This window comes from Cupriavidus phytorum, assembly GCF_003254285.1.
In the GTDB taxonomy this organism is placed as follows: Bacteria; Pseudomonadota; Gammaproteobacteria; order Burkholderiales; family Burkholderiaceae; genus Cupriavidus; species Cupriavidus phytorum.
In genome coordinates this window covers 23,438-47,926 of sequence record NZ_QKZN01000016.1, presented here as the reverse complement: position 1 = coordinate 47,926, position 24,489 = coordinate 23,438, and the positions used below count along the sequence as shown (strand labels likewise).

Annotated in this window: 25 protein-coding genes; 14 read left to right on the top strand and 11 right to left on the bottom strand. The window is 67.9% G+C overall.

Annotated elements, in window-relative coordinates; translation table 11 throughout:
- Positions 1 to 103: 103 nt before the first annotated feature.
- The gene (locus C7416_RS26235; RefSeq protein WP_111521587.1) at positions 104 to 700 is read left to right on the top strand and encodes an HAD domain-containing protein; all 597 of its coding nucleotides are present in this window, start codon (positions 104 to 106) and stop codon (positions 698 to 700) included.
- A gap of 181 nt (positions 701 to 881) precedes the next feature.
- Complete coding sequence (locus tag C7416_RS26230) at positions 882 to 1,250, top strand: 5-carboxymethyl-2-hydroxymuconate Delta-isomerase (protein ID WP_111521586.1); 369 nt, start codon at positions 882 to 884, stop codon at positions 1,248 to 1,250.
- Positions 1,251 to 1,496: 246 nt separating this feature from the next.
- On the opposite strand, the gene C7416_RS26225 is transcribed toward C7416_RS26230, so the two are convergent.
- Positions 1,497 to 1,955: an HU family DNA-binding protein gene (locus C7416_RS26225; protein WP_026163989.1), complete on the bottom strand. Its 459-nt coding sequence runs from the start codon at positions 1,953 to 1,955 to the stop codon at positions 1,497 to 1,499.
- Between the two features lie 347 nt (positions 1,956 to 2,302).
- Here C7416_RS26225 and C7416_RS26220 point away from each other — a divergent pair, with 347 nt between their 5' ends.
- From C7416_RS26220 to C7416_RS26210, 3 genes are read left to right on the top strand one after another with little or no spacing between them, the layout of a single operon-like run.
- A complete protein-coding gene (locus C7416_RS26220; RefSeq protein WP_111521585.1) occupies positions 2,303 to 2,653 on the top strand; it encodes a PepSY domain-containing protein in 351 nt (116 codons plus the stop codon).
- A gap of 16 nt (positions 2,654 to 2,669) precedes the next feature.
- Positions 2,670 to 3,344 carry a response regulator transcription factor gene (locus C7416_RS26215; protein WP_111521584.1) on the top strand — a complete coding sequence of 225 codons (675 nt, stop codon included), beginning with the start codon at positions 2,670 to 2,672 and terminating at the stop codon, positions 3,342 to 3,344.
- A complete protein-coding gene (locus C7416_RS26210) occupies positions 3,345 to 4,712 on the top strand; it encodes a sensor histidine kinase (protein ID WP_111521583.1) in 1,368 nt (455 codons plus the stop codon).
- Here the strand turns inward: C7416_RS26210 and C7416_RS26205 are convergent, their stop codons facing one another.
- Positions 4,713 to 5,210, bottom strand: a complete 498-nt coding sequence (locus C7416_RS26205; RefSeq protein ID WP_111521582.1) for an Mpo1 family 2-hydroxy fatty acid dioxygenase — start codon at positions 5,208 to 5,210, stop codon at positions 4,713 to 4,715. It abuts the gene before it with no gap.
- Positions 5,211 to 5,411: 201 nt separating this feature from the next.
- On the opposite strand from C7416_RS26205, the gene C7416_RS26200 reads away from it, so the two are divergent.
- The 5 genes from C7416_RS26200 (at position 5,412) to C7416_RS26180 (ending at position 10,754) form a co-directional block, all read left to right on the top strand.
- Positions 5,412 to 6,113 carry a Crp/Fnr family transcriptional regulator gene (locus C7416_RS26200; protein WP_373425111.1) on the top strand — a complete coding sequence of 234 codons (702 nt, stop codon included), beginning with the start codon at positions 5,412 to 5,414 and terminating at the stop codon, positions 6,111 to 6,113.
- Positions 6,114 to 6,140: 27 nt separating this feature from the next.
- On the top strand, positions 6,141 to 7,007 hold the full coding sequence (locus tag C7416_RS26195; RefSeq protein ID WP_111521580.1) for an arylamine N-acetyltransferase family protein: 867 nt from the start codon (positions 6,141 to 6,143) through the stop codon (positions 7,005 to 7,007).
- 248 nt (positions 7,008 to 7,255) lie between these two features.
- Positions 7,256 to 8,020, top strand: coding sequence for an SDR family oxidoreductase (locus tag C7416_RS26190; RefSeq protein ID WP_111521579.1), 765 nt, complete (start codon positions 7,256 to 7,258; stop codon positions 8,018 to 8,020).
- 96 nt (positions 8,021 to 8,116) lie between these two features.
- On the top strand, positions 8,117 to 9,862 hold the full coding sequence (locus C7416_RS26185) for a class I adenylate-forming enzyme family protein (RefSeq protein WP_111521578.1): 1,746 nt from the start codon (positions 8,117 to 8,119) through the stop codon (positions 9,860 to 9,862).
- 49 nt (positions 9,863 to 9,911) lie between these two features.
- On the top strand, positions 9,912 to 10,754 hold the full coding sequence (locus C7416_RS26180) for an acid phosphatase (RefSeq protein WP_373425110.1): 843 nt from the start codon (positions 9,912 to 9,914) through the stop codon (positions 10,752 to 10,754).
- A gap of 22 nt (positions 10,755 to 10,776) precedes the next feature.
- Here C7416_RS26180 and C7416_RS26175 read toward each other — a convergent pair whose 3' ends face one another.
- From C7416_RS26175 to C7416_RS26165, 3 genes are all read right to left on the bottom strand, one after another.
- Positions 10,777 to 11,259 (bottom strand): CreA family protein, encoded by a 483-nt coding sequence (locus C7416_RS26175; protein WP_111521576.1) that lies wholly within the window; start codon positions 11,257 to 11,259, stop codon positions 10,777 to 10,779.
- A gap of 21 nt (positions 11,260 to 11,280) precedes the next feature.
- Positions 11,281 to 11,766, bottom strand: a complete 486-nt coding sequence (locus tag C7416_RS26170; protein ID WP_012355963.1) for an acyl-CoA thioesterase — start codon at positions 11,764 to 11,766, stop codon at positions 11,281 to 11,283.
- A gap of 198 nt (positions 11,767 to 11,964) precedes the next feature.
- On the bottom strand, positions 11,965 to 12,246 hold the full coding sequence (locus C7416_RS26165) for an HU family DNA-binding protein (protein ID WP_010814166.1): 282 nt from the start codon (positions 12,244 to 12,246) through the stop codon (positions 11,965 to 11,967).
- A 509-nt stretch (positions 12,247 to 12,755) separates the two neighbouring features.
- On the opposite strand from C7416_RS26165, the gene C7416_RS26160 reads away from it, so the two are divergent.
- A complete protein-coding gene (locus tag C7416_RS26160; RefSeq protein ID WP_111521575.1) occupies positions 12,756 to 13,958 on the top strand; it encodes an ammonium transporter in 1,203 nt (400 codons plus the stop codon).
- Between the two features lie 214 nt (positions 13,959 to 14,172).
- Complete coding sequence (locus C7416_RS26155) at positions 14,173 to 15,042, top strand: mechanosensitive ion channel family protein (RefSeq protein WP_062803164.1); 870 nt, start codon at positions 14,173 to 14,175, stop codon at positions 15,040 to 15,042.
- An 18-nt stretch (positions 15,043 to 15,060) separates the two neighbouring features.
- Here the strand turns inward: C7416_RS26155 and C7416_RS26150 are convergent, their stop codons facing one another.
- Complete coding sequence (locus C7416_RS26150; protein ID WP_111521574.1) at positions 15,061 to 16,284, bottom strand: Bcr/CflA family multidrug efflux MFS transporter; 1,224 nt, start codon at positions 16,282 to 16,284, stop codon at positions 15,061 to 15,063.
- Positions 16,285 to 16,676: 392 nt separating this feature from the next.
- Here C7416_RS26150 and C7416_RS26145 point away from each other — a divergent pair, with 392 nt between their 5' ends.
- The gene (locus C7416_RS26145; RefSeq protein WP_111521573.1) at positions 16,677 to 17,264 is read left to right on the top strand and encodes a hypothetical protein; all 588 of its coding nucleotides are present in this window, start codon (positions 16,677 to 16,679) and stop codon (positions 17,262 to 17,264) included.
- A 69-nt stretch (positions 17,265 to 17,333) separates the two neighbouring features.
- Here the strand turns inward: C7416_RS26145 and mdoH are convergent, their stop codons facing one another.
- The 3 genes from mdoH to C7416_RS26130 form a co-directional block, all read right to left on the bottom strand.
- Entirely contained in the window at positions 17,334 to 19,958 is a 2,625-nt protein-coding gene (gene mdoH / locus C7416_RS26140; RefSeq protein ID WP_111521572.1) for a glucans biosynthesis glucosyltransferase MdoH, read from the bottom strand.
- Complete coding sequence (locus C7416_RS26135; protein WP_111521571.1) at positions 19,931 to 21,529, bottom strand: glucan biosynthesis protein G; 1,599 nt, start codon at positions 21,527 to 21,529, stop codon at positions 19,931 to 19,933. Before C7416_RS26135 ends, mdoH begins: the two co-directional genes overlap by 28 nt.
- A gap of 378 nt (positions 21,530 to 21,907) precedes the next feature.
- Entirely contained in the window at positions 21,908 to 22,279 is a 372-nt protein-coding gene (locus tag C7416_RS26130) for a hypothetical protein (RefSeq protein WP_111521570.1), read from the bottom strand.
- A gap of 201 nt (positions 22,280 to 22,480) precedes the next feature.
- Between C7416_RS26130 and C7416_RS26125 the strand changes: the two genes are divergently transcribed.
- Positions 22,481 to 22,906 carry an RT0821/Lpp0805 family surface protein gene (locus C7416_RS26125; protein ID WP_111521569.1) on the top strand — a complete coding sequence of 142 codons (426 nt, stop codon included), beginning with the start codon at positions 22,481 to 22,483 and terminating at the stop codon, positions 22,904 to 22,906.
- 37 nt (positions 22,907 to 22,943) lie between these two features.
- Here the strand turns inward: C7416_RS26125 and C7416_RS26120 are convergent, their stop codons facing one another.
- Positions 22,944 to 23,531: a surface-adhesin E family protein gene (locus C7416_RS26120; RefSeq protein WP_111521568.1), complete on the bottom strand. Its 588-nt coding sequence runs from the start codon at positions 23,529 to 23,531 to the stop codon at positions 22,944 to 22,946.
- Between the two features lie 103 nt (positions 23,532 to 23,634).
- A complete protein-coding gene (gene ribB, locus C7416_RS26115; protein ID WP_146604306.1) occupies positions 23,635 to 24,342 on the bottom strand; it encodes a 3,4-dihydroxy-2-butanone-4-phosphate synthase in 708 nt (235 codons plus the stop codon).
- Between the last annotated feature and the right edge of the window lie 147 nt (positions 24,343 to 24,489).

Below are 24,489 nucleotides of genomic sequence, written 5' to 3'. Positions count from 1 at the left end.
TTACAGATATGTTGCAACTGAACCAGCCCCGGTAACGTGACAGCCCGGTTGCGGCGAGTAACCTTGCTTCACACCAACTGAACTGGCACCCGCACAGGAAACCATGGCTGAACGACTCATCATGCTGGACGTACCCGGCGTCCTGTACTCCGACCGCTCCCGCGCCCGCCTCGGCGGCATTCCGGATTCGGGCACGCCGCGCGATGTGAGGTTCTTCGACCCGGTCGCGCTTGGGTTCGTGCGCAGGCTGTTCGGCGTGGCTGGCGCCCGTGTGGTGGTATCCGACGCCTGGCGCCGGGGCACCCCCGCCGCCATCCTGCAACAGCTGGACCTGCAGGTCGAAGCCATGACGCCGCCGGTCGCAGGCGGCCACGCCGCCGAGATCGAAGCGTTTTTCGCCGCGGGCGCACGCCCGGTCCATTATGTGATCCTGTCCTGCGCCGCGGCCGAGTCGATGCCCGAGGCGCTGCGCGAGCATCTGGTCACGGTCGACCCGGCCGTGGGCCTGACCCTGGAAAATTTCCAGCAGGCGCTGGATATCCTGGGCGTCGCCTGTCCGTCGACGGTCATGCCGGCGCCCAAGCTCGATGCCGGCCTCAAGGCCAAGCTGGCGCAACTGCAGCAACTGGCACGGGACAACCCTGCCCGCTTCGGCAGCGCGCTGGCACCGGCGCGCGAAGTGACGGCCGTCCACGCCTGAGCCGACGCTGCCATGCAGTCCCCGACGGGGCGCCCACGGGCGCCCCGTTTTGCGTGCGGCGTTCCGGAATGGACCCATATCAACGGCCCGGCTTCCGCGCTCTGGCGCATACCTGTCGCAGCGATCCCGTATCATGCTCGCTGTCGCCGGCCCATGCCGGAGCTTTGTGCCAGGACCCGCCATGCCTCACCTCGTCATCGAACTGACCGAAAACACCCGCCTGAACTGCTCGCAGGAAGAACTGCTGGATGAGGCCAATGCCGCCCTGCTGGCTTCCGGCCAGTTCCAGGAGGCGGATATCAAGTCGCGCTGCATCACGCTGTCGACCTACCGCCAGGGCATCGATGCCGTCGAGCGGGCCTTTGTCCATGCGCGCCTGTCGATTCTGGACGGGCGCGATACCGCCGTGCGCCAGGCGCTGGCGCAGGCGGTCTGCGATGTGATTGCCGAAGCCGTGCGCTCGGGTGGCGGCAGCGGCCAGAACGTGCAGGTGTCAGTGGAAGTGTGCGAGATGGCGCGCGCCACCTACGCCAAGCAATTGGTGGCCTGACCCGCCGCACTGTCGGGCAGCCGCCCAATAAAAAACCCGCGGCCGTTGCGGCCGCGGGCGGAAGCTTCAGGAAGACTCCGGAAGCTCTGTCATGGGGAGCGCCCCCGCACCCATGACGTAGTCGATTCTAGGTGGCCGACATGGCCACCGACTTGACCTGGATTAAACGCTGCCGGATTGGTGCCGGCGGCCATAAAAAAAGGAGCCGGCAAGCGGCTCCTTTTCTTTCTGGACAACTGGCGCAGATCAGGCTGCGGCGTCCTTCAGCTTCTTCAGCGGACGGACCTTGACCTTGACGCTGGCCGGCTTGGCCGGGAACCAGCGCTCTTCACCGGTGAACGGGTCCTTGCCGAAGCGCTTCTTCTTGGCCGGCACTTGCTGCGCCGTGACCTTCAGCAGGCCGGGCAGCGTGAACTCGCCAGCGCCCTTCTTGTTCAGCGCGCCGACGATGGTGTTTTCCAGGTGGGCCAGCACCGTCTTCACGGTCTTGGCTTCCAGTTCCGTCTGGGCTACCAGGTGAGCGACCAGGCTCGACTTGTTGAAGGTGTCCTTCAGCGGGCGCGCAACGGGCGCAGCGGCGGGAGCGGCCTTCTTGGCCGGCGTGGCCTTCTTGGCGGCAGCCTTCACGGGTGCCTTGGTTGCCGCAGCCTTCTTGGCGGCGGGCTTGGTTGCAGTCTTCGCGGTCGGTTTCGCTTTGGTCGCCATATCGATATTCGTAGGTTGAACAGATAGATGCCGGCAGGTGTTATGCATTGCTTCTGAGCGTTGCGCAATCGCCTGATCGACGCCCACTGAATCATAGCGGAAAGTGCCGTAAGTCAAGGGGTTTTCATGCATGCGACACGCAAAACCCGGTGAAAACCCCGGGTTTTGTCGCGGCTTTGCCTCAGTGCAAGCGCGAAAACGGCCTACGTCCCCCCGTTTTGGCGTGCGCGGCCGCGCCGCCAGGCCTCGCGCGCAACGCTGCGCGCGCCTGCGAACGCTACCGTTCGCGCTCGCATCGAGCGTTCCGTTCAGCCCGCATTCAGCTGTTTTGATGCAAACTCCGAGCCATGACCCCTTGTTTCCAGGCCCTTCTGCGCCCGCGCGCGCTGGTGGCCGCCGCGTTGCTGGCACTGGCGGCGGTCCCCGCCGCGCACGCCGACAAGGATGCCGATCGCGCGCGCGCCGCGGTGCAGTCCGGCGAAATCCTGCCGTTGTCGCGCATCCTCGAGACCGTCTCGCGCCAGTACGCCGGCGACGTCATCGGCGTCGAACTCGATCACGACGACGGCATCTGGCAGTACGAGGTCAAGCTGCTGCTGCCCGGCGGCTCGGTGGCCAAGCTCGAGTACGATGCGCGCACCGCCGCCCTGCTCAAGGCCAAGGGGCGCGGGCTGGAAGGCGCGCGCCGCAAACCCTGACCCGGCAAAGACAACCATGCGCATCCTGCTGGTCGAAGATGAAACCGCCCTTGCCGCGCAGGTCCGTGCCAGCCTGGCCGACGCCGGCTATGCCGTCGACACGGCCGCCGATGGCCTGGACGCCTGGCACCTGGGCGCCGAGGAACCCTACGACGCGGTCATCCTCGACCTCGGCCTGCCGCGGCTGGACGGACTCTCGGTGCTGCGCCGCTGGCGCGCCGCGCAGGTCAACGCGCCGGTACTGATCCTGACCGCGCGCGACAGCTGGACCGAGAAGGTCGAAGGCATCGATGCCGGCGCCGACGACTACCTGGCCAAGCCCTTCCGCATGGAAGAGCTGCTGGCGCGCATCCGGGCGCTGATCCGGCGCGCGCACGGCATGTCCGCGCCGGAGCTGCAGTGCGGCCCGGTGCGGATGAATCCCCGCGCGGGCACGGTCAGCGTGGACGGCGCGCCGGTGGTGCTGACCGCCCATGAATTCCGCGTGCTGGACTACCTGATGCACCACCCCGGCGCGATCGTCAGCAAGACCGCGCTGACCGAACACATCTACGCGCAGGACTTCGACCGCGACAGCAATACCATCGAGGTCTTTGTCGGCCGCCTGCGGCGCAAGCTCGGCGTCGATGTCATCGAAACCGTGCGCGGCCAGGGCTATCGGCTGCGCCCGCCGTCGCAGGCTCGATCCTAGATGCCGGTGCGCCTGCGTCGCTCGCTTGCGCTGCGCCTGCTGGCGGTGGCGGCGATCTGGCTCGCCGCGGCGCTGGGGATTGGCGGCTGGCTGCTGTCGGCGCTGTTCGAGCGCCACGTCAACCAGACCTATGTGCGCCAGCTCGAGCACCAGCTCGCCAGCCTGGCCGCGGCCCTGGACTGGGATGCCGAGGGCAAGCTGGTCCTCCACCGCAGTCCCGCCGATCCCCGCTACGAACTGCCCTATTCCGGCGCCTACTGGCAGGCGCGGGCCCCCGGTGCGCTGCTGCGCTCGCGCTCGCTGTGGGATACGGAGATGCCGGCGACGGGGCTGCGCCGTCTTTTCGATGCGTCCGGTACGTCGAATGCATCCGATGGAGTCGCCGAGGTGCGCTCCGGCCCGAACCGGCAGTCGCTGCTGGTGGTGTCGCGGCAACTGGTGCTGGCGTCGGCCGATACCCCGGTGGAAATCTCGGTGGCGCTGGACCGCACCGAACTTCGCGCCGCGCGCCGCAGCTTCAACCAGACGCTGGCGTGGTCACTGACGGCGCTGGGACTGGGGCTGATGCTCGCGGTAGCGGCGCAGGTGCGCTTCGGCCTGGCGCCACTGGCACGGTTGCGGCGCGCGCTCGGCACCATGCAGGCGCGGCGCGAGGCAAGCCTGGGCGGCGCCTGGCCCGCCGAGGTCGAACCGCTGGTGACGGAAATCAATGCCCTGCTGGCCCGCAACGCGCAGGCGCTGGAGCGCTCGCGCCGCCAGGCCGCCGACCTGGCCCATGCGGTCAAGACCCCGCTGGCGGTGCTGGCCAACGAGGCCGCGGCGCTGCCGGGCACCGCGGCGCAGTCCGTTTCGGGCCAGGTCGAAGCGATGCGGCGCCAGGTGGACCGGCACCTCGCGCGCGCCCGTGCCGCCGGCGCGGCCGCAGCCCGCGGCAAGCGCATCGACGCAGCACCCGCGGTGCGCGAGCTGGCGCGCGCGCTGGCGCGGCTGCATCGTGAACGGGCCCTGGAGCTGACGGTCGACGGTGGCGGGCATTTCGCCGGCGACCGTCAGGACCTGGTGGAGATGCTGGGCAACCTGCTCGACAACGCCTGCCAGTGGGCGCGTACCCGCGTGCGCGTCACGCTGCGCGAGGACGCTGGCGTGCTGGAAATCCTGGTCGAGGACGATGGCGCGGGCATGCCGCCCGAGGCGCAGGCGCTGGCGACCGCGCGCTTTGGCCGGCTCGACGAGGCCGCTGCCGGCAGCGGCCTGGGCCTGGCCATCGTCACGGAAATCGCCGCCCTGTATGACGGCAGCCTGGCGCTGGCATCAGGCCAGCTGGGCGGTCTGGCGGCTCGTCTGCAGCTGCCGGCGGGGCAGCCCTGATCAGTGCGCGCGGGCGGCCATGGCGTCGCGCGTATCGCGCGCCAGGCCCATTGCAAAGGCCGTTTCGGCAACCAGGAACAGCGGGCCGATCAGCAGCCCGACCAGGTCGTCGACGAAGGCGGGCTTGCGCCCCTCGTAATAGTGGCCGATGAACTGGATCACCCATCCCACCACGAACAGCCCGACGCTGAGCGCGAGCCACCAGCTCGTCGGCATTGCCGCGATATGCGCGCCAGCGTAGAGGAACACCGCGAGGATCAGCGCCATGGCCACGCCGAAGCTCAGCGACAGGCGCAGGTAGAACAGGCACGACAGGATATACAGCAGCATCGCCGGCGTCAGCACGGCGCTGCCATCGCCCAATGCCAGCGCCGGCCGCGCCAGCAGCGTGGTCACGGCCAGCACGATCATCGGGATGCCGATGAAATGCGTGAAGACATTGCGCGGATCGCGATGGTAGGCGGCGTAGTTGGCGAGATGTTCGATCAGGGTTTTCACGGGGCGTCTCCTGGACTGCGCTATGGTGCGCGCGCGGCGGGCGCGAGGTGGATTTATAGTAGTGGGCGCGCACCGGCCGGTCTGTCAGGTTTTTGACATTCCGCCAGGTGCCCGGACAGGGAGACCGGCATGCGGCTGGCGCGCCCGCCACACCCCGCTCTGCTCTCCCCATAAGACCCCAAGATGCAGCCCCCAGAAACAATGTCCAGCCCGATGTTGCCATGCAGCGACCCGCTCGCCGCCGTGCGCGCGGGCGCATGGTTCAGCCAGTTGCCGCCGGCGCTGCGGCAGGCGCTGCTGGAAGACGGCAGCCTGCGCCGGCTGGTCGCCGGCGAAACCCTGTTTGCGCGCGGCGACCGCTTCGATGGCCTGTATTGTGTCGCCAGCGGCACCATGCAGATCCACGCCAGCGGCGAATCGGGCAAGGCCGCGGTGCTGGGCCTGCTCGAACCCGGCACCTGGTTCGGCGAGATCTGCCTGTTCGACGGCCTGCCGCGCACCCATGACGCGCGTGCGGCCAGCGCCGCCACGCTGTGGCATGTGCCGCGCACCGCCCTGGCGCAGCGCCTCGCGCAGCAGCCGGCATGGTGGCAGGCGTTCGGGCAACTGCTGGCGGCCAAGACCCGCGAGGCCTTCCACTACGTCGAGGAAGCGCAGCTGCTGCCGCCGCCGGCACGCGTCGCGCGCCGGCTGGCCGCGATCGCGCATGGCTACGGCAACCTGCCGGACGGCAGTGCCACGCGGCGCGTGCGCATTGCGCAAGAGCAGCTGGCGCAGATGCTGGGTCTGTCGCGCCAGACCGTGAACCACGCGCTGCGCGAGCTGGAGGCGCACGGCCTGCTGCGTCTTCGATATGGCGGCATCGAACTGCTCGACCTGCCCGCGCTGGAAACGCTCAACTGACCGCACCGTATCGGAGCCCCATACACCATGACTATCCTGGACGCCGCCCAACTCGACGCCTGGCTGGCGCGCCTCGGCATCGCCGCGCCACCCTCGCCGACGCTGCAGGCGCTGGACGCGGTGCTGGCCGCGCACCTGGCCAGCATTCCGTTCGAGAACGTCGACCCGCTGCTGCGCCGCCCGGTGCGCATCGACCTCGACGCCGTATTCGACAAGCTGGTCACGCGCCGGCGCGGCGGCTACTGCTTTGAACTCAATACGCTGCTCAGCGCCGGGCTGCGTGCGCTGGGCTACGAGGTCACGCCGCTGGCCGCGCGCGTGCGCTGGGGCGTGCCGGACGACGTGCCGACCATGACCTCGCACATGCTGCTGCGCGTCGAAGTGGCGCACCGCAGCTATCTGGTCGATGTCGGCTTCGGCGGCCCCACGCCGTTCCGTGCGATGCCGCTGTCCGAACCAACCGACGATGGCTTTCCCTACCGGCTTGCGCCCTCGCCGGCGCAAGCCGGCACCAGCGCGTTCCACAGCTACGACCTGCAGGCACGCGGCGATGCGGGCTGGATCCCGGTCTACCGGTTCGACCTGACGCCGCAGGCGCCGATCGATTTCGAGGCACGCAACTGGTATGTCTCGACGCACCCGGACAGCGTCTTCCTGCAGCGCCTGATGGCCGCGCGCACCGATGGCGGCACGCGCGTGACGCTGGCCAATGGCGAACTGGCCGAGCGCGCCCCGGACGGCAGCGTGCGCCGCACGCACCTGCAGCAGGCCGACGCCGTGGTGCAGGCCCTGTCGCAACGCTTCGGCATCGTGCTGGACGACGCGCTGCGCCAGGGCCTGATGGCTGCTCTGCCTGGCTTGCTGGCGCCTGCGACGGCATCCGCCGGCGGCTGAATTGCAGCTGACTGGCAGCGGCTGCGCACTGCAGCATCGGCGCCATGCACCGCGCGCATTGCCCGCAGAAAGAATGCTGATAAGGCCTGTAACCGCCACCCGGCGCTGTGGACGCGGCCATGGCCGCGCCACATAATGTCCCGGCGATGCCGCCTGCGGGCGCGTCCGCAGGACCACAGCGCGGCACCCCGCCGCCAGCACAAGCCGGCCAGCATCGCTGACGCCGGCACAGCCATACAGGAGACTCCATGTCATTGTTCGATCTGACGGGCAAGGTTGCCATCGTCACGGGCTCTTCGCGCGGCATCGGCCGCGCCATTGCCGAGCAGATGGCCGTACAGGGCGCCAAGGTCGTGATTTCCTCGCGCAAGGCCGAGGCCTGCCAGGAAGTGGTGGATGCGATCAACGCCCGCCATGGCGACGGCACCGCGATCGCGGTCCCGGCCAACATCTCTTCGAAGGACGACCTGCAGCGCCTGGTCGACGAGACCAACCGCGCCTTCGGCAAGATCGACGTGCTGGTCTGCAATGCCGCGTCCAACCCCTACTACGGGCCGATGAGCGGCGTCTCGGACGACCAGTTCCGCAAGGTGCTGGACAACAACGTCATCTCCAACCACTGGCTGATCCAGATGGTGGCGCCGCAGATGATCGACCGCAAGGATGGCTCGATCATCATCGTGTCGTCGATCGGCGGCCTGCGCGGCTCGCCCACCATCGGCGTCTACAACATTTCCAAGGCCGCCGACTTCCAGCTGGCGCGCAACCTCGCGGTCGAGTTCGGGCCGCACAATGTGCGCGTGAACTGCATCGCGCCGGGGCTGATCAAGACCGACTTCGCGCGCGCGCTGTGGGAAGATCCCGAGCGCTACAAGCAGTCCACCCAGGGCGCCCCGCTGCGCCGCATCGGCGAGCCCATCGAGATCGCCGGCGCGGCCGTGTTCCTGGCCTCCGCGGCCAGCACCTTCATGACCGGCCAGGCCATGGTGGTGGACGGCGGCGTAACCATCTGAGCCTTAACCGCAAGCGTTGCAGGCGGCCGGCGCTGATGGCGCCGGCCGCCTTCCTGCATTTCCCTCAACCTGCAGTGCAGTTCCGGGAGGCAGTCCATGTTGAGCAATCCGCAGTCGGCCGGCACCTGGCCGGTCATGTCGCTGGCCGAGGCCCACGCCCGCCTGACCGCGCCGGGCGCGCCGTTCGAAACCGAGACGCGAGAGATCCGCGGCATCCCCACCACGGTCTGGAAGAACGCGCCGCCCACACTGCGCGAGCTGCTGCTGGCCACGCGCGCGTTTGCCGATCGCACCTTCGTGGTGTACGAGGACGAGCGCGTATCCTACGATGCGTTTGTGCGCGCCGCCATCGCCATGGCCCACGCGCTGGTGCGCGACGGCGTGCGCAAGGGCGACCGCGTCGCCCTGGCGATGCGCAACCTGCCCGAATGGCCGGTGGCGTTCTACGGCGCGCTGCTGACCGGCGCCATCGTGACTCCGCTCAATGCGTGGTGGACCGGCCAGGAGCTGGAATATGGCCTGGCCGATTCCGGCAGCCGCATCGCCATCGTCGATGCCGAGCGGCTCGACCGCATCCTCGAACACCTGCCGGGCTGCCCGGCGCTGGAACGCATCTACGTCTCGCGCGCGGGCACCGCACCGGCCGACCCGCGCGTGACGGCGCTGGAAAGCGTGATCGGCCCTTCGGCGAGCTGGGCGGCGCTGCCGGAGCAGGCACCGCCTGTGGTCGACATCGACCCCGACGACGACGCCACCATCTTCTACACCTCCGGCACCACAGGCAAGCCGAAGGGCGCGCTCGGCACGCACCGCAACTCCACCTCGGTCGCGGTGGCAGGCGGCTTCAGCCCGCTGCGCAACATGCTGCGCCGGGGCGAGCCGATCCCGGCACCGGATCCGGCCGCGCCGCAGAAATCGATGCTGCTGGCGGTGCCATTCTTCCACGTCACTGGCTGCATGGCGGTGCTCAACGGCGCCATCGCCACCGGCGGCAAGATCGTGCTGCTGCACCGCTGGGACGCGCTGCGCGGCATGGAACTGATCGAACGCGAGCGCTGCACCGCGGCCGGCGGCGTGCCGACCATCGCCTGGCAGATCCTGGAGCATCCCGAACGCGGCCGCTTCGACCTGTCGTCGCTGGAGAACATCAACTACGGCGGCGCGCCCGCCTCGCCCGAGCTGGTCCGGCGTATCCGCGAGGTCTTCCCCATGGCCGCGCCGGGCATAGGCTGGGGCATGACCGAAACCTCGTCCACCTTTACCAGCCACAGCGCCGAAGAGTACGTGATGCGCCCGGACAGCAGCGGCCCGGCGCTGCCGATCGGCGAGATGAAGGTGGTCGACGGCCGCGGCCAGGCGCTGCCGCCCGGTGAAACCGGCGAGCTGATGGCGCGCGGCGCCAATGTCGTGCGCGGCTACTGGAACAAGCCCGAGGCCACCGCCCAGACCTTTGTCGATGGCTGGCTACGCACCGGCGACATTGCCCGGCTGGATGACGAGGGCTACGTCTACATCGTCGACCGGATGAAGGACATGCTGATCCGCGGCGGCGAGAACATTTACTGCATCGAAGTGGAAAGCGCGCTGTACGAGCATGCCGCGGTGATGGATGCGTCCGTGGTCGGGCTGCCGCACCGGACCCTGGGCGAGGAGCCGGCCGCCGTGGTCAGCCTGAAGCCTGGCATGCAGGCGAGCGAAGCCGAGCTGCAGGATTTCGTGCGCGAGCGGCTCGCAGCGTTCAAGGTGCCGGTGCGTATCCTGATTTACCACGAGATGCTGCCGCGCAATGCCAATGGCAAGATCATGAAATCGAACCTGCGCAAGCTGTTCGACGCCGCTTAAGCCAGTGCGGTCCAAACGCATCGATCCGATCCCTCACCAGGAAAACAAATTGACGGGCCAAGCCAAGCCGGATTCCCCCCTCTCCCACCCCATGCGCATGCCTGGCGCGGCGGCGCTCGCCGCGCTGCTGGCCGGCTGCGCCGCCGGTGGCACCAACCTGGCCACAGTGCCTGAGCTGCGTCCCGGCGTGCCGGCCGGCTACCTCGCCGCCGATGCGCGTCCCGACAGCCTGAAGCTGCTGCCCGCGCCGCCGGCGCAGGGTTCGGCCGCGCTGGCGCTGGACGAGGACGCCGCGCGCCAGGCCGGTCCGCTGCGCGGTTCGCCCCGCTGGCAACTGGCGTCCGACGATGCGGTGCTGACGTTCCCGCAGGCCGCCAGCACCTTCTCCTGCGCGCTGGGCGTGCCCGTCGGTGAAAAAGACACGCCTTACCTGAACATGCTGCTGCGCCGCAGCCTGGTCGATGCCGGCCTGTCCACGTACAAGGCCAAGGACCATTACAAGCGCACCCGCCCGTTCGTGGCCACCAAGACCCCGATGTGCACGCAGGCCGAAGCCGCCAAGCTGGAGAAGGATGGCTCCTACCCGTCCGGCCACAGCGCCATCGGCTGGGCCTGGGCGCTGATCCTGACCGAGATCGAGCCGGCGCGCGCCAATGAACTGCTGGCGCGCGGCCAGGCCTTCGGGCAAAGCCGCGTGGTGTGCAACGTGCACTGGCAGAGCGATGTCAATGCGGGCCGCACCATGGCGGCGGCCACGGTGGCGCGGCTGCATGCCGATCCTACCTTCCGCGCCGACCTGGAACGGGCACGCAGTGAAGTGGCTGCCGCACGCGCAGCCGGAGCGCGGCCATCGCGCGATTGCCAGGCGGAGACCGCGGCGCTGGCCCGCTGATGACGGGCCCTGGCCGGTGCGCTTACTTCACCGGAATCACCGTGCCGGCCGGCACCGGCACGGCGGTCACGCTGTTCTGCGGGCTGCCGCTGACAATGCGGTCCGAATACGTCAGGTAGACCAGCGTATTGCGCTTGCGGTCGACCGCGCGCACCACGTGCAGCGCCTTGAACAGGATCGACATGCGCTCCGAGAACACATTGTCCTGCTGCTTGATCGGCGCCTTGAAGCCGATCGGACCCACCTGCCGGCAAGCGATCGAGGCCTCGGGCGGGTCTTCCGCCATGCCGAGCTGGCCCTTGATGCCACCGGTGCGGGCGCGCGACACGTAGCAGGTGACGCCGTCCACCTGCGGGTCGTCATAGGCTTCGATCACGACCTTGTCGGAGCCGGTCATGCGGAAATTGGTGCTGACGCTGCCGATTTCCTCGGCACTGGCCCCCGCGGCGGCGCCGGCGCAGGCGGCGGCGAGCAGGAGGCGAACGAGTGGGTGGCAGGACTTCATGGCTGTATCGTGCATCGGCACTCAGTTCACCGACGACTTGATGTCGCCGTGACGCTTTTCCATTTCCTGGCGCAGCGCGCGGCGCTGCTGCGCGGCGGCAAAGCGCTGGCGCTCGACTTCGTCGCGCGGCTCCAGCGGCGGCACCTCGGCGGGGGTGCCGTTGTCGTCCACCGCCACCATGGTGAAATAGCAGCTGTTGGTATGGCGCACCAGCTTGCTGCGGATGTTCTCGGTCACCACCTTGATGCCGATCTCCATCGAGCTGCGGCCGGTGTAGTTGACCGATGCCAGGAAGGTCACCAGCTCGCCCACGTGGATGGGCTGGCGGAACACCACCTGGTCCACCGAAAGCGTGACCACGTAGCGGCCGGCATAGCGGCTGGCGCAGGCATACGCCACCATGTCCAGGTACTTGAGGATGGTGCCGCCGTGGACGTTGCCGGAGAAGTTGGCCATGTCCGGCGTCATCAGCACGGTCATGGAAAGCTGGTGGGACAGGTCATTCATGATGCGGGATACGAAGATTGCGGGGGCGGGATTGCCGGCTGCGGGCGCCGGCAGTTTAACCCGGATCGCCGCGCCGTTGCCGGCTGGCATGGCGCGGCGCCGGCAACCGGCCTGCCGGCGCATCGGGCCCGGCGGGCGCGTCCGGCACAAAAAAAAGCGGCCTGCCAGGCCGCTTCTTTCGCTATGGACGCAAACTGCTTACTTTTTCTTGTTCACGGCGTCCTTGAAACCCTGGCCTGCCGAGAACTTGACCGTCTTGGCGGCCGGAATCTTGATGGTTTCGCCGGTGCGCGGATTGCGGCCGGTACGGGCAGCGCGCTTGCCGGCGCTGAAGCTGCCAAAACCCACCAGCGTTACAGAATCGCCCTTTGCCACTGCCTTCTTGATACTGTCCAGCGCTGCGTTGAGCGCACGCTCGGCGGCGGCATTGCTCAATTCTGCTTCCGCGGCGATGGCCGATACCAGTTCACCTTTATTCATGGCTGATTTCCCTTGTTGGTCGTCGTCACCGATGTGCGTGCCTCGCGGCAGGCCATCGATCGGCGCAGTCTAATCTGCCCTTCGCGCGTTGAGCAATCCCCAGTGGCACCAATGCGACAAAAAAACCCGCAAATCCTTGCTTGAGGCCGGTTAGCGGGCAATTTCCACTGCTGTTCGCACTTGCCAGGCGCCGGTTTTTGCCAGGCCGGACCCGCGCCGGGACCGGACGCCCGCAATCGTGCCCTCAAAGCTAAACAGCATAGGACAGATTCCCCGAAATGGGGCGACGCACCATAACGGATCGCCAGGACGCACCTTGCCGGCTCCATTCTGGCGCAGGGGCGCCCGCCGCCGGCAACGTCCGGACAACACCGCCCGCGGGGAACGATCCCGCGTGCGGCATGCCGGTGCGGCTTTTTTACCCGGCTCGGTGCAAACGGCACCAGGATGCGGCCGTCTGTGGAACGCTTTTTGCATACTGGTGCGCCCATTTTGAGCATGAGATCACTATGGACAACTGGAAGACCGGCACCGACGCGCTGTTTATCTTGCTGGGCGCCATCATGGTGCTGGCCATGCACGCCGGCTTTGCGTTCCTCGAACTGGGCACGGTGCGCAAGAAGAACCAGGTCAATGCACTGGTAAAGATCCTGGTGGATTTCGCGGTTTCCACCATCGCCTATTTCTTTATCGGCTACACCCTTGCCTATGGGGTGCAGTTCTTTTCCGGCGCCGAAACCCTGGCCCAGAAGAACGGTTATGAGCTGGTCAAGTTCTTTTTCCTGGCGACCTTTGCCGCGGCAATTCCGGCGATTATCTCCGGCGGTATTGCCGAACGCTCGCGTTTCAATCCGCAACTGGTCGCCACCTTCGTGCTGGTGGGCTTTGTCTACCCGTTTTTCGAAGGCATGGTATGGAACCAGCGCTACGGCGTGCAGGACTGGATCGCGCGCGTGGCCGGCGCCCCTTTCCACGACTTTGCCGGTTCGGTGGTAGTGCATGCGCTGGGCGGCTGGATCGCGCTGCCGGCGGTGCTGCTGCTGGGCGCGCGCCGCGGGCGCTACCAGAAGGATGGCCGCATCAGCGCGCATCCGCCCTCGAACATCCCGTTCCTGGCGCTGGGCGCCTGGATTCTGGCGGTGGGCTGGTTCGGCTTCAACGTGATGAGCGCGCAGACCGTCGACAAGATCAGCGGCCTGGTGGCGATCAATTCGCTGATGGCAATGGCCGGCGGCACGCTGGCCGCCTGGCTGGCCGGACGCAACGATCCGGGCTTCGTCTACAACGGGCCGCTGGCCGGCCTGGTGGCGGTCTGCGCCGGCTCGGACCTGATGCATCCGCTCGGCGCGCTGGTCACCGGCGCCGTGGCCGGCGCGCTGTTCGTCTATATGTTCACGCTGGCGCAAAACAAATGGCATATCGACGATGTGCTGGGCGTGTGGCCGCTGCACGGGCTGTGCGGCGCCTGGGGCGGCATCGCTGCGGGCATCTTTGGCGCGAAGGCGCTGGGGGGACTTGGCGGGGTGTCGCTCGGCGCGCAGTTGCTCGGCACCTTGCTTGGCATCGTGGTAGCGCTGGCCGGCGGCACGCTGGTCTATGGCACGCTGAAGCGGCTGGTGGGCATCCGCCTCGACGCCGAGGGCGAGTTCAACGGCGCTGACCTGACGCTGCACCGGATTTCCGCGACCCCCGAGCGCGAAACCAACTGGTAATACCCGCCAGCGCCTTTCCGATATCAAGGGACGAGCCGTGCAAAGCGTCTTGTCTTAACAATTATTTGCTTGCACTTCCGCGCACGGCCTCTCAATAATTGCCGTGCCCAGGAATTGCGCGCAACGCGCAGGGGCTCGCACGCCGCAGCCGGCTGGTTTGGGGGATGTTGGGCCGGCGGCTGGCCGGTTACACCAACACGAAAGGAATACGCCGATGGACGCCTCTACCTTCGACAACCTCAAGACCCTGGTGGTCTCCTACGCCACCGAATTCGGCGTCAAGATCCTGGCGGCCCTCGCCTTCTGGGTCATTGGCCGCTGGCTGATCCACTTTGTCGTGCGCCTGGTTCAAAACGCGCTCGGCAAGCAGAAGGTCGATCCGACGCTGTTGCGCTATGTCGGCTCCATCGTCACCGTGACGCTGAACGTGGTGCTGGTGATCGGCATCCTTGGCTACTTCGGCATCCAGACCACCACCTTTGCCGCGCTGATCGCTGCGGCCGGCGTGGCCATCGGCATGGCCTGGTCGGGGCTGATGGCAAACTTCGCCGCCGGCGCCTTCCTGGTGGTACTGCGGCCGTTCAAGGTGGGCGACTTCGTCACCATCGGCGGCGTAACCGGAACGGTGCGCGAAATCGGCCTGTTCGCCACCACGCTGGACACGCCGGACAATGTCCAGACCGTGATCGGCAACAACAAGATCTTCAGCGACACCATCCAGAACTTCACCGCCAATGCGTTCCGGCGCGTGGAACTGAAAGCGCAGCTGGCGGGCAGCACCGACGTGGCCGAGGCGGTGGCGCTGCTGAAGACCCGCATCGCCGAGATCCCCAACGTGCTGGCCGAGCCCCCGGTCGACGTAGAGATCCTCGAGTTCACGCTGGTCGGCCCGGTGCTGGCGGTGCGGCCCTATTGCCATAACGACCATTACTGGCAAGTCTATTTCGACACCAACCGCGTCATCCGCGAGTGCTTCGGCCAAGCCGGCTACGCCGCGCCGATGCCGGCGCACATGGTGGTGGTGCAACAGGCCGGGGTGCCGCACGCCGCCGCGGAGCAAGCCGCGGCGCAGCAAGCCGCCTGAGCCGGCGCGGCGGCGGATTCAGCGGGTGCCCGGGCGCGCGCGTGCGCCCGAGCGCCCGTAATGGCGCATCAGCACCGCACCGGCGCCGCACGCGGCCATCACCACGCCCAGCGGCAGCGCGCTGCCGTCGCGCCACACGCTGACCGCGGCGCCGCCGAGCGTGCCGAGCGAAAACTGCAACGTGCCCATCAGCGCCGAAGCCGTGCCGGCGCGATGCCCCTGGTGTGCGAGCGCCAGCGCCGAGGCATTCGGCGAGACGCAGCCCAGCGCGCCGATAAACACGAAGAACCCGCCCAGCAGTACCGGCAGCTCCGCCATCCCCGCCGCCGCGGCCAGCGCCAGCACCAGCCCCGCGCCCAGCGCCGCCAGCAGCGTGGCCCCCAGCACCTGGTCGAGCGAACGCCCGCGCACCAGCCGGCCATTGAGCTGCGACATCGTGATCAGCCCGAGCGCATTGGCGCCGAACACAAAGCCATAGTGCGACGGCGCGATGCCGTGCAGTTCGATCAGCACAAAGGGCGAGCCCGAGATATACGCAAACATGCCGGCCGAGCCGAAGCCGGCCGACAGCGAATACCCCAGGAACTCGCGGTCGCGCAGCAGTTCCGCGTAGCTGCGGGCGACGGTGCCGAGCCGCAGCGGCGCTACATGGCCGCGGTCCAGCGATTCCTCCATGCGCAGGTGGACCAGCAGCAGGATCAGCAGGCCGGCCCCCGCCAGCACCCAGAAGATGGCGCGCCAGCCCGATACGGTCAGCACCGCGCCGCCGATGATCGGCGCCAGGATCGGCGCCACCCCCATCACCAGCATCAGCGAGGAAAACGCCCGCGCCGATTCATGCGCCTCGAGCCGGTCGCGGATCACCGCCCGGGCCATCACCATGCCGGCGCAGCCCCCGAGCGCCTGCAGGAAGCGCCAAAGCATCAGCGATTCCACGTTGCGCGCCAGCGCGCAGCCCACCGCGGCGATGACGTAAAGACATAGCCCGACATAGAGCGGCGGCTTGCGCCCGAAGCGGTCGCTGAAGGGACCATAGAAGGCCTGTCCGACCGCCAGCCCGACCAGGAAGGTGCCCAGCGTCAGCTGGACCTGGCCGATGTCGACGCCCAGGTCGCCCGCCAGCGTCGGGAAACTCGGCAGGTACATGTCGATCGACAGCGGCGCAATCGCCATCAGCGAACCGCAGATCAGCAGCCAGGCAGGGAAACGCGGCGTCGACGCGGCGCTTGGGGAATGAGGCATGGAGGACAGTATCCGAGGGCGATGGCGCTGCCGTGCGCGGCCGTGCGGCACGGGCAGCCCCGGGGAAAGACGCAATTGTTGCACAACATAACCAATGGAGCCGCCGACACGGTGACGCTGGCATGCGGCAGTTGGTGCGAAAAACCGGCCTGCCGGATTTTCATTGCCGAAGCCAGGTCCGGCAAAAGCTGGCTAGCCTGACAGGATTGAGGAATTGTTGTGACAGGCCAGGGTGTTCACGGTCATCGCATGACCGCAATGCGACGACGCTGACGGGGCGCGACTTTCATGCGCGCCGGGGTGGAGGGTACAATGCCAGCCTGTCGGCGTAAGACTCGCCGTCGGCCTCGCAGAGAGGGACGACAGTACAGGTCCCCGCAACATTAGCCTGCATGAGAATACGACAAACGCCGCTTTCCGCTTCGCTAGGCACCGCCGCTTTCGTGGTCGTGCTGCTGCTGCCGCTGCCCCAGACGGCCCAGGCGGCGCCGGCGCAGTTGCGCAATGCCAGCGTCCCGCTGCTGGTGCCCGCGACCGACGAAGCCGATCCCGTGGCGCGCATGCTCAAGGGCGCGGCCACCGGGCAGAACACCGGCGCCGCCGGCGTGCCCGAACTGCTGCGCAACGCCACCCGCCCCGACAACGTGCTGGCGCGCGCCTGCCGCCAGCTCAACGATGCCCTGCCGATCGAGATCGACGGCGAGACCCGCCTGCGCCGTTGCCAGTCGGTTCCAGGCAAACACGTATTGTTCCAGCTGGAACTGACCAACTACCGTGGGCCGATGCTGGACCTGGCCAGCTTCGAGGTCAACTACGCCGCGCCGCTGCAGCGCAATATCTGCGCCAACCGCGATGTCGAAATCCTGACCAAGCTGGGCGTCAGCATGTTGTTCCGCTACATGACCCGCAAGGACCGCGGCGAGCGCCGCATCGGCGACGTCTATATCAACGGCCCGATCTGCAGCGCAGCGCTGCGCTGACAGCAACCTGCCGCAAGCAAAAAAAAACGGCCCGCTGATGCGGGCCGTTCAAGTTTCTGGCAACTCGCTTCATGCCGCGCGCGGGCGCAGCGGCACCACGTTGGCGGCGCGCCGCACCAGCATGCGCGTGTCCTTCCAGCCGGCGTCGGCCAGCGGCGAGCCCCACACCAGTTCATGCAGGCGCGCCAGCGCGAACGGGTTGCCCAGCAGCACGTGCTTCTGCGCCGGCGTGAGCGCGCGCGGCCCGTGCGTCAGCGCATGCTCGACCAGGCTCTCGTGGCGCTTGCGGGCCGATTCCGGCTGCACCACGCGCGGCGTCGCGGTGGCGCACATCAGCGCGTTGGTGACCGGATCCACCACGGCGTCGACGAAGTTGGGCGTTTCGGCGGCATTTTCGACATGCTGCTGGGTTTCGACGATCTCGCGCGGCACCAGCGTTTCCTCCGGGATCATGAACAGCCCCGCGTTGCGCGAAGCGCGGCCCAGCGAGACCCGCGACAGCATTACCGACAGCGGGATCGACAGCGCCAGCGAGCCGACGATCGGCAACAGCCACAGCACATAAGACGGGTTCAGCCAGTACACCAGCCCGCCCCACGCCAGTCCCAGCGCGGTATGCCAGCCGTGGCGGCGGAACGCTTCGCCCCAGGTAGTCTCGGCGTCCTCGCGCGGCGGCGATTTCCACGAGATGCCCCAGCCGCTGTACGCCGCGACCACGAACTTGGTGTGGAACAGCATGCGCGTAGGCGCCAGCAGCGCGGACAGCAGCACCTCGATCAGCATGCTGGCAAACAGCTGCACTGCGCCGCCGTAGCGCCGCGCCTGCTTCATCAGCAGCGCCACGCTGGCGAGCTTGGGCAGGAACAGCAGCGTGGCCGTGGCCGAGAACAGCGCCAGCGCCTTTTCCGGATGCCACTCGGGCCAGGTCGGGAACAGCTGGTATTGCTGCGTGAAGTACTCCGGCGGCACCAGCGCGTGCTTGGCCAGCATCGCCGTCGACAGCAGCAGGAACAGCAGCCACAGCGGCGCCGACAGGTACGCCATGATCCCGGTCAGGAACACCGCGCGATGCACTACGTGGAAGCCCTGCTTGAGCCACAGCCGGAAGTTCATCAGGTTGCCCTGGCACCACCGGCGGTCGCGCTTGACCTCGTCGAGCAGGTTGGGCGGCAGCTCTTCGTACGAGCCCTCCAGGTCGTAGGCAATCCAAACGCCCCAGCCGGCGCGGCGCATCAGTGCGGCCTCGACAAAGTCGTGCGACAGGATCTCGCCCGACAGCGGGCCCCGGCCCGGCAGCGGCGCCAGCGCGCAGTGTTCGATGAACGGCTTGACGCGGATGATGGCGTTGTGGCCCCAATAGTGCGACTCACCCAGCTGCCAGTAGTGCAGCCCGGCGGTAAACAGCGGTCCGTACACGCGCGTGGCGAACTGCTGCACGCGCGCATACAGCGTCTCGCGGCCCACCGCCAGCGGCGCGGTCTGGATGATGCCGGCGCCTGGGTTGGCTTCCATCAGCCGCACCAGCGTGGCCAGGCAGTCGCCGCTCATCACGCTGTCGGCGTCGAGCACCACCATATAGCGGTACTTGCTTCCCCAGCGGCGGCAGAAATCGGCCACGTTGCCGGTCTTGCGCTTGACGCGATGGCGGCGCCAGCGATAGAAGATGCGGCCGAAACCGCCGACGGCGCGGCACAGCTCCATCCAGGCATCGTGCTCGGCGGTGCGCAGGTCCGGATTGCCGCTGTCCGACAGCACGATGAAATCGAAGTTGGACAGGTGCGGCGTGCGCGACAGCGATTCATAGGTGGCGCGCAAGCCCGCGAAGACGCGCGTCACGTCTTCATTGCAGATCGGCATGATGATCGCGGTGCGGGCCTCGGCCGCGATCGGCGCGTCGGGCCGGTCCGGCACCGCCGAGCGCGAGATCAGGTGCTTGTCGCCGCCCTTGGCCAGCACCAGGAAGCCCATCATCGCGGTCCAGAAGCCGGCCGACACCCACGAGAACAGGATGGCGAACAGCACCAGGATGGCAATCTCGAGCGGATCGGCGCCGTGGTACGGCAGCACGTTGGTCATGAAGTACGTGGCCAGCACGGTCTGGACCGCCACCAGTGCCAGCAGCACCCAGCGCCGGTGCGAGCCGGCGGGATGCCATTTGCCTTCGGCGTCGGGGCCATCGTGCAGGGTGTCCCAGGTCTCGGGCACCGGCGGGCGCCCAAGCATGCGGCGCCACGTGTTGCGCAGCCAGCCGGTGACGATATGCGGCGGCCACTGGCGCGGCACCATCGAGCTGCGCTCGGGCGCGGGGCCGGTGTCGGCCTTCACGGTGCCGTCTTCGCGCCGGCGCAGCAGCGGCGCGCCGCCGACCTGCGGATTGCCGTAGGCCATGGCGAAACGCCGCTGCACCGAGGCGTAGGCGCTGCTGCCGTGCGCCGGCGGCGTTTCCTTGCCGGCCAGGCGCGACTGCAGGCGCGTGATCGCCTCCTGCGCGTCGCGGCCATCGGCCGTGACCGGGATCACCGGCGTCACCGAAGCCAGCGGCGTGGCGGGTGCTGCCGCGGCGGCCATGCCGGCGCTGTCGGCCAGCAGTTCGCTGCGCACTTCGGGCGATACGGGCAGGCGATCGAGATAGCGCTCGCATGCCGCCGCCTGGGCCGGTCGCTGCTTTAGGCGGGGGGTAAGATGTAGCTCCACGTCTCGGACAGGGTTGTATTGCCGTTGCGAAGATAGCCGCGCAACTCTACCGGCTTGGTTTCGTCCTTGCGGCGCATCAGCATGGTCATGCGCCAGCCGCCGGTCGCGTCATTGCGCTGCACCGACGTCTTCAGCAGCTCGCCGTTGGCATCGGCCGAAACCACCGGGTCGATGCGAACGTCCGCCGGCAGCCTGCGGAAGGCCGGGCCTTCGAAGTCCACCACCAGCGAAAAGCTCGTGTCCTCCTTGCTGCGGGTCTGGCCCTGGCCCAGGCGGGTCTGGGTCACCCACGACAGCGGCGGCTCCTGCTCGCCGTCCTTCTGCCACAGCAGGCGGTATTCGTAGTCGAAGGGCTGCTTCGGCTTGGGCGGGTTGTCGGGCACCCAGTACGCGACGATGTTGTCGTTGGTCTCGTCCGGCGTCGGGATCTGCACCAGCTCGACCCGGCCCGAGCCCCAGTTGCCGCGCGGCTGCACCCAGCCGCTGGGCCGGCGCTCATACCACGCGCCGATCTCCTGGTAGCTGTTGAAGCTGCGGTCGCGCTGCATCAGCCCGAAGCCTTGCGGATTGGTCGCCGCGAACGACGTCACCAGCAGCCGCTTGGGATTGACCAGCGGACGCCAGACCCATTCGCCGGTGCCGAGGTGGATCGACAGGCCGTCCGAGTCATGCACTTCCGGCCGGAAATCCTGCGCCGGCGCCGGCTGGTTCTCGCCGAACAAATACATGCTGGTCAGCGGCGCGAGGCCAAGCTTGGTCACGTTCTCGCGCAGGAAGAGCCGCGACTTGACCTCCATCGCGGTCTCCGCGCCGGGCTTGATGGTGAAGCGGTACGCCCCGCTCATGCGGCGCGAATCCATCAGCGCATAGATGGTGATTTCCTTGGCATTGGCGCCCGGGCGCTCGATCCAGTATTCGACGAAGCGGGGGAACTCCTCGCCCGAGTTGAGCGCGGTATCCACCGCCAGGCCGCGCGCCGAGAGCCCGTACCACTGGTCCTTGCCGAGCGCACGGAAGTAGCTGGCGCCGAGGAACGACGCCAGTTCGTCCTTGCGCTTGCCCTGGTTCAGCGGATACAGGATGCGGAAGCCGGCGTAGCCCAGCCCTTTCAGCTTGGCGGCATCGACCTTGTGCGGGCCGTAGTTGAACGCGGAGGGGTCGAAGCGGAATTCGCGCACGCTGTTGCCCACCACTTCATGGATGCGCACGGGCTGGTCGAACACCATGCCCTCGTGGAAGAACGACAGCTCGAACGGCGAACGCGAGCCGCGCCAGGCGAAGCGCTCGGGCTTGTATTCGATCTCGCGGTAGCGCTCGTAGGTCAGCTCGCGCAACTCGCGCGGCAGGTTCTGGGCCGGCGCCTTGTATGGCGACGCCGCCAGCTGGCGCGCGCGCGAGGCGACGGTGTCGAAGTCGAACGCATGGGCCGCCATCGCACACAGTGCCAGCGCGCCGCCGCCGAGCCAGGCCGCGATCCGCGCTCCAGCGCGCGCGGCGCGGCGGCGCGCCCCCGGCCCGGCGGCGGGCAAGGTAAACGGTACGGCTATTCGTGGCGTGGCGATCTGTGACATGTATGCCAGGGTGAGCGGTTGAATCGGAGTGGCCGGCATCGGCGGCCTGAACGATGAAGGACACGGCAAGAGATGAGCCCGGCGCCGAGTGGCGAGGCCCTGACGCGGGGCAGGTTGCCCGCGGGGCACCGTGTCCGGGTTGTTGCGATGCGCAATAAACCATAGCAATTCGAGACGCAAAAGTCACGTTTCGATCACGCAAGGTTTGAAACAAAATGTTGGCCACGTAGCCCGAAAGCCGCTCCACGCATGGCTTTGCGGGCGATGAGGTCACATCGCCGCGAGCCTCGGCACGGTCAGCCTCGATCGGCAGCCCCGGTCGCGCACCGATGCGGGCCCGAACACATCCTGTCTGCGTCCGGCCCGTTTAATACACTGTTACTTTTTGGCGCCTTCGCTGTATGGATCAAACTTGCCGCTCTTGGCGCCTTCGGAATAGGGATCGAACTTGCCACTGTTCATGCCGCCCTGGCTGAACGAGTCGAACGATTTCTGCGCGCCACCCTGGATCGGCTCCATCTGGTCGGGCCTGGCGCCCGGGTTCAGCGCGGTCACGTTGTCGCTTTTTGCGCCGTCGGTGTAAGGGCTGAACTTGTCCTGCCTGGCCCCATCGGTGTAGGTATTGAACTTGTCCTGCTTGGCACCGTCGGTGTACGGACTGAACTGGTCGGCCTTGCCCGCAGTCTGGGCGTGCACCGTGCCGAAGGCGCAGGCGACGGCCAGGCCGATTGTGAGATAGCGCAGCGTCATGGGACCTCCTCTCGCAGGAATGGACGCCCGTCGTGCAGCGGCACGATGGGACAGAAATCAACGCTAGGTCAGGGGCACGCACGTGTCAACCGCGGCCGGGTGGCCGCAGTGGCCCAGGCACGGCGGCAACCCGTCGTCCCCCGCACCGCATTGCGCTTACAATGCCACTCCAACGCCACCATGTAGCCACAAGGAACCGTCATGCTGACCCGGCAAACCTCATTCTCTGCCAGCCTCGCCCGCCCCGCCCTGCGTGCCGCACTTGCAGGCGCGCTGGGGGCCGTGCTGCTCTGCGCCGCGCCGGCGCACGCGTACTTCGACAACTACCTGAGCGGCACCATCATCGGGACGCTCAACGACAAGGAAGGCGCGTCGCTGGCCAAGTCGGTGCGTACCGCGCTGAACGATACCGCCGATGGCCAAGCGGTGGCATGGACCTATCCGGCAGCGGGACGGCGCCAGCAGATCGACGGCACCATCACCCCGGTCGAGAGCAAGACCGACAAGGGCCAGCCGTGCCGGCGCCTGAAGTCAGACCTCAAGCGCGGCAGTGCCGAAGAGCACTGGAGCGGCTGGTTCTGCAAGCAGTCCAACGGTCAATGGAAATCGCGCCACGTAGGCGACTAAGCTGGCCGGCAGCAGGCTGTGTGGCGCGGCTTCTGGCTTAGCGGCACAGCTTGCGCAGCAGCTCCCCGGCGATGGTGCCCGGGCCCGCCACCTGGAAGGTGCCTGACTGCGGCGCGCGGATGGTATAGAGCGATTCGCCGCGCGCAAAGCGCTTGCTGTAGAGAGTCTGCTCGACCACGGCAAACATCGACGTGGCACAGTTCAGCACCATGCGCTTGAGCGAGGAACGGATCGGTTCGCCGCTGGCGGTGCGGATTACGCCCGACGGCGAATTGCGCATCACCACCACGCCGACCTGCGTGCCCTGGCGGCGCACCGCCGACTGATCGAAATAAGAAATCACGCCATTGGCGCCCATCAGCGGCAGCCAGCGCTGCGGGTCGGGCGCGCCGGGATCGGGCGCGGCCACCAGGCGGCAACCTTCCCTGGGTGTGGAGCGGAACACGGTGCCGGAGCCTGGAACCTGGCATTCGTAGAGGCCGGCGGCAGCGGCCGGCCGGGATGCAGAGGCCGGCGCCACGTCAGTGGCCGGCACAGCGCCGTCATCGGCGTGCGCCTGCGGCAGAGCCAGGCCGAACACGCAGCCGGCCAGTGCGGCTGCGTGTCGAAACATGCGGAACATCATGGAATTACCCTCATGTAGACGGGAAAAAGCGATCCGCATTGTCGCACAGGATGCATGCATCGCGGCGCGCAAGCACCTCCCGCTCCATGCATCGCGGCGGCCGTCAGCCGTGCAGGCGTCGCCAGGCGACCAGGTCCTCGATGGTCAGCACCGGCAAGCGGTACATCCCGGCAAAGGCCAGCGCTTCCGCGCGCCGCGCCATGGTGCCATCCGGATTCATCAACTCGCACAGCACCGCGGCGGGAGACAGCCCCGCCATGCGCGCCAGGTCGACCGAGCCTTCGGTATGGCCGCGGCGCTCGAGCACGCCGCCGTCACGCGCCACCAGCGGGAACACATGGCCGGGGCTGACCACGGCATCGGCGCCGGCGTCCTCGGCAATCGCCGCGCGGATGGTAGTGATCCGGTCAGCCGCGCTGACCCCGGTGCTGACGCCCTCACGGGCCTCGATCGACACGGTGAAGGCGGTGCCGTACTGGCTGCGGTTGTGCTCGACCATCGGCCGCAGGCCCAGGCTGTGCACCTTGTCCGCCGGCAGGCACAGGCACACGATGCCGCTGCATTCGCGGATCATCATGGCCATGTTGGCCTGGGTCAGGCGCTCGGCGGCAAGGATCAGGTCGGCCTCGTTCTCGCGGTCGTCGTCATCGAGCAGCACTACGGGCCGGCCCTGGCGCATGGCCTCGAGGGCCTGTTCGATGCGCAACTTCAGCGCGCGCGCGTCGGCCCCAGCCATCGTATCGACAGTGGCACTGGGGTTGGTATCCGCGGACACCGCGGGGGCAATGGCTTCGGTGGAAAAGCTAGACATGAAACGCTCCTGGTTCAACATCAATGGGCGTTCCAGGGGAAGGTTCAACGGAACTGCAAGGCCCGCGCGCCATGCTGAGCGCATGCGCACGAACCGCCGCGCCCTGCGCTCGCAAGGCTCGGCAAACCACGGGCCAGGCAAGCGCCA

Excerpts from the sequence above, each read along its gene's own strand:
- C7416_RS26235 (WP_111521587.1), top strand. The coding sequence starts at position 104 with ATGGCTGAACGACTCATCATGCTGGACGTACCCGGCGTCCTGTACTCC.
- C7416_RS26230 (WP_111521586.1), top strand. The coding sequence starts at position 882 with ATGCCTCACCTCGTCATCGAACTGACCGAAAACACCCGCCTGAACTGC.
- C7416_RS26225 (WP_026163989.1), bottom strand. The coding sequence starts at position 1,955 with ATGGCGACCAAAGCGAAACCGACCGCGAAGACTGCAACCAAGCCCGCC.
- C7416_RS26220 (WP_111521585.1), top strand. The coding sequence starts at position 2,303 with ATGACCCCTTGTTTCCAGGCCCTTCTGCGCCCGCGCGCGCTGGTGGCC.
- C7416_RS26215 (WP_111521584.1), top strand. The coding sequence starts at position 2,670 with ATGCGCATCCTGCTGGTCGAAGATGAAACCGCCCTTGCCGCGCAGGTC.
- C7416_RS26210 (WP_111521583.1), top strand. The coding sequence starts at position 3,345 with ATGCCGGTGCGCCTGCGTCGCTCGCTTGCGCTGCGCCTGCTGGCGGTG.
- C7416_RS26200 (WP_373425111.1), top strand. The coding sequence starts at position 5,412 with ATGTCCAGCCCGATGTTGCCATGCAGCGACCCGCTCGCCGCCGTGCGC.
- C7416_RS26195 (WP_111521580.1), top strand. The coding sequence starts at position 6,141 with ATGACTATCCTGGACGCCGCCCAACTCGACGCCTGGCTGGCGCGCCTC.
- C7416_RS26190 (WP_111521579.1), top strand. The coding sequence starts at position 7,256 with ATGTCATTGTTCGATCTGACGGGCAAGGTTGCCATCGTCACGGGCTCT.
- C7416_RS26185 (WP_111521578.1), top strand. The coding sequence starts at position 8,117 with ATGTTGAGCAATCCGCAGTCGGCCGGCACCTGGCCGGTCATGTCGCTG.
- C7416_RS26175 (WP_111521576.1), bottom strand. The coding sequence starts at position 11,259 with ATGAAGTCCTGCCACCCACTCGTTCGCCTCCTGCTCGCCGCCGCCTGC.
- C7416_RS26170 (WP_012355963.1), bottom strand. The coding sequence starts at position 11,766 with ATGAATGACCTGTCCCACCAGCTTTCCATGACCGTGCTGATGACGCCG.
- C7416_RS26165 (WP_010814166.1), bottom strand. The coding sequence starts at position 12,246 with ATGAATAAAGGTGAACTGGTATCGGCCATCGCCGCGGAAGCAGAATTG.
- C7416_RS26160 (WP_111521575.1), top strand. The coding sequence starts at position 12,756 with ATGGACAACTGGAAGACCGGCACCGACGCGCTGTTTATCTTGCTGGGC.
- C7416_RS26155 (WP_062803164.1), top strand. The coding sequence starts at position 14,173 with ATGGACGCCTCTACCTTCGACAACCTCAAGACCCTGGTGGTCTCCTAC.
- C7416_RS26150 (WP_111521574.1), bottom strand. The coding sequence starts at position 16,284 with ATGCCTCATTCCCCAAGCGCCGCGTCGACGCCGCGTTTCCCTGCCTGG.
- C7416_RS26145 (WP_111521573.1), top strand. The coding sequence starts at position 16,677 with ATGAGAATACGACAAACGCCGCTTTCCGCTTCGCTAGGCACCGCCGCT.
- C7416_RS26135 (WP_111521571.1), bottom strand. The coding sequence starts at position 21,529 with ATGTCACAGATCGCCACGCCACGAATAGCCGTACCGTTTACCTTGCCC.
- C7416_RS26130 (WP_111521570.1), bottom strand. The coding sequence starts at position 22,279 with ATGACGCTGCGCTATCTCACAATCGGCCTGGCCGTCGCCTGCGCCTTC.
- C7416_RS26125 (WP_111521569.1), top strand. The coding sequence starts at position 22,481 with ATGCTGACCCGGCAAACCTCATTCTCTGCCAGCCTCGCCCGCCCCGCC.
- C7416_RS26120 (WP_111521568.1), bottom strand. The coding sequence starts at position 23,531 with ATGATGTTCCGCATGTTTCGACACGCAGCCGCACTGGCCGGCTGCGTG.
- ribB (WP_146604306.1), bottom strand. The coding sequence starts at position 24,342 with ATGTCTAGCTTTTCCACCGAAGCCATTGCCCCCGCGGTGTCCGCGGAT.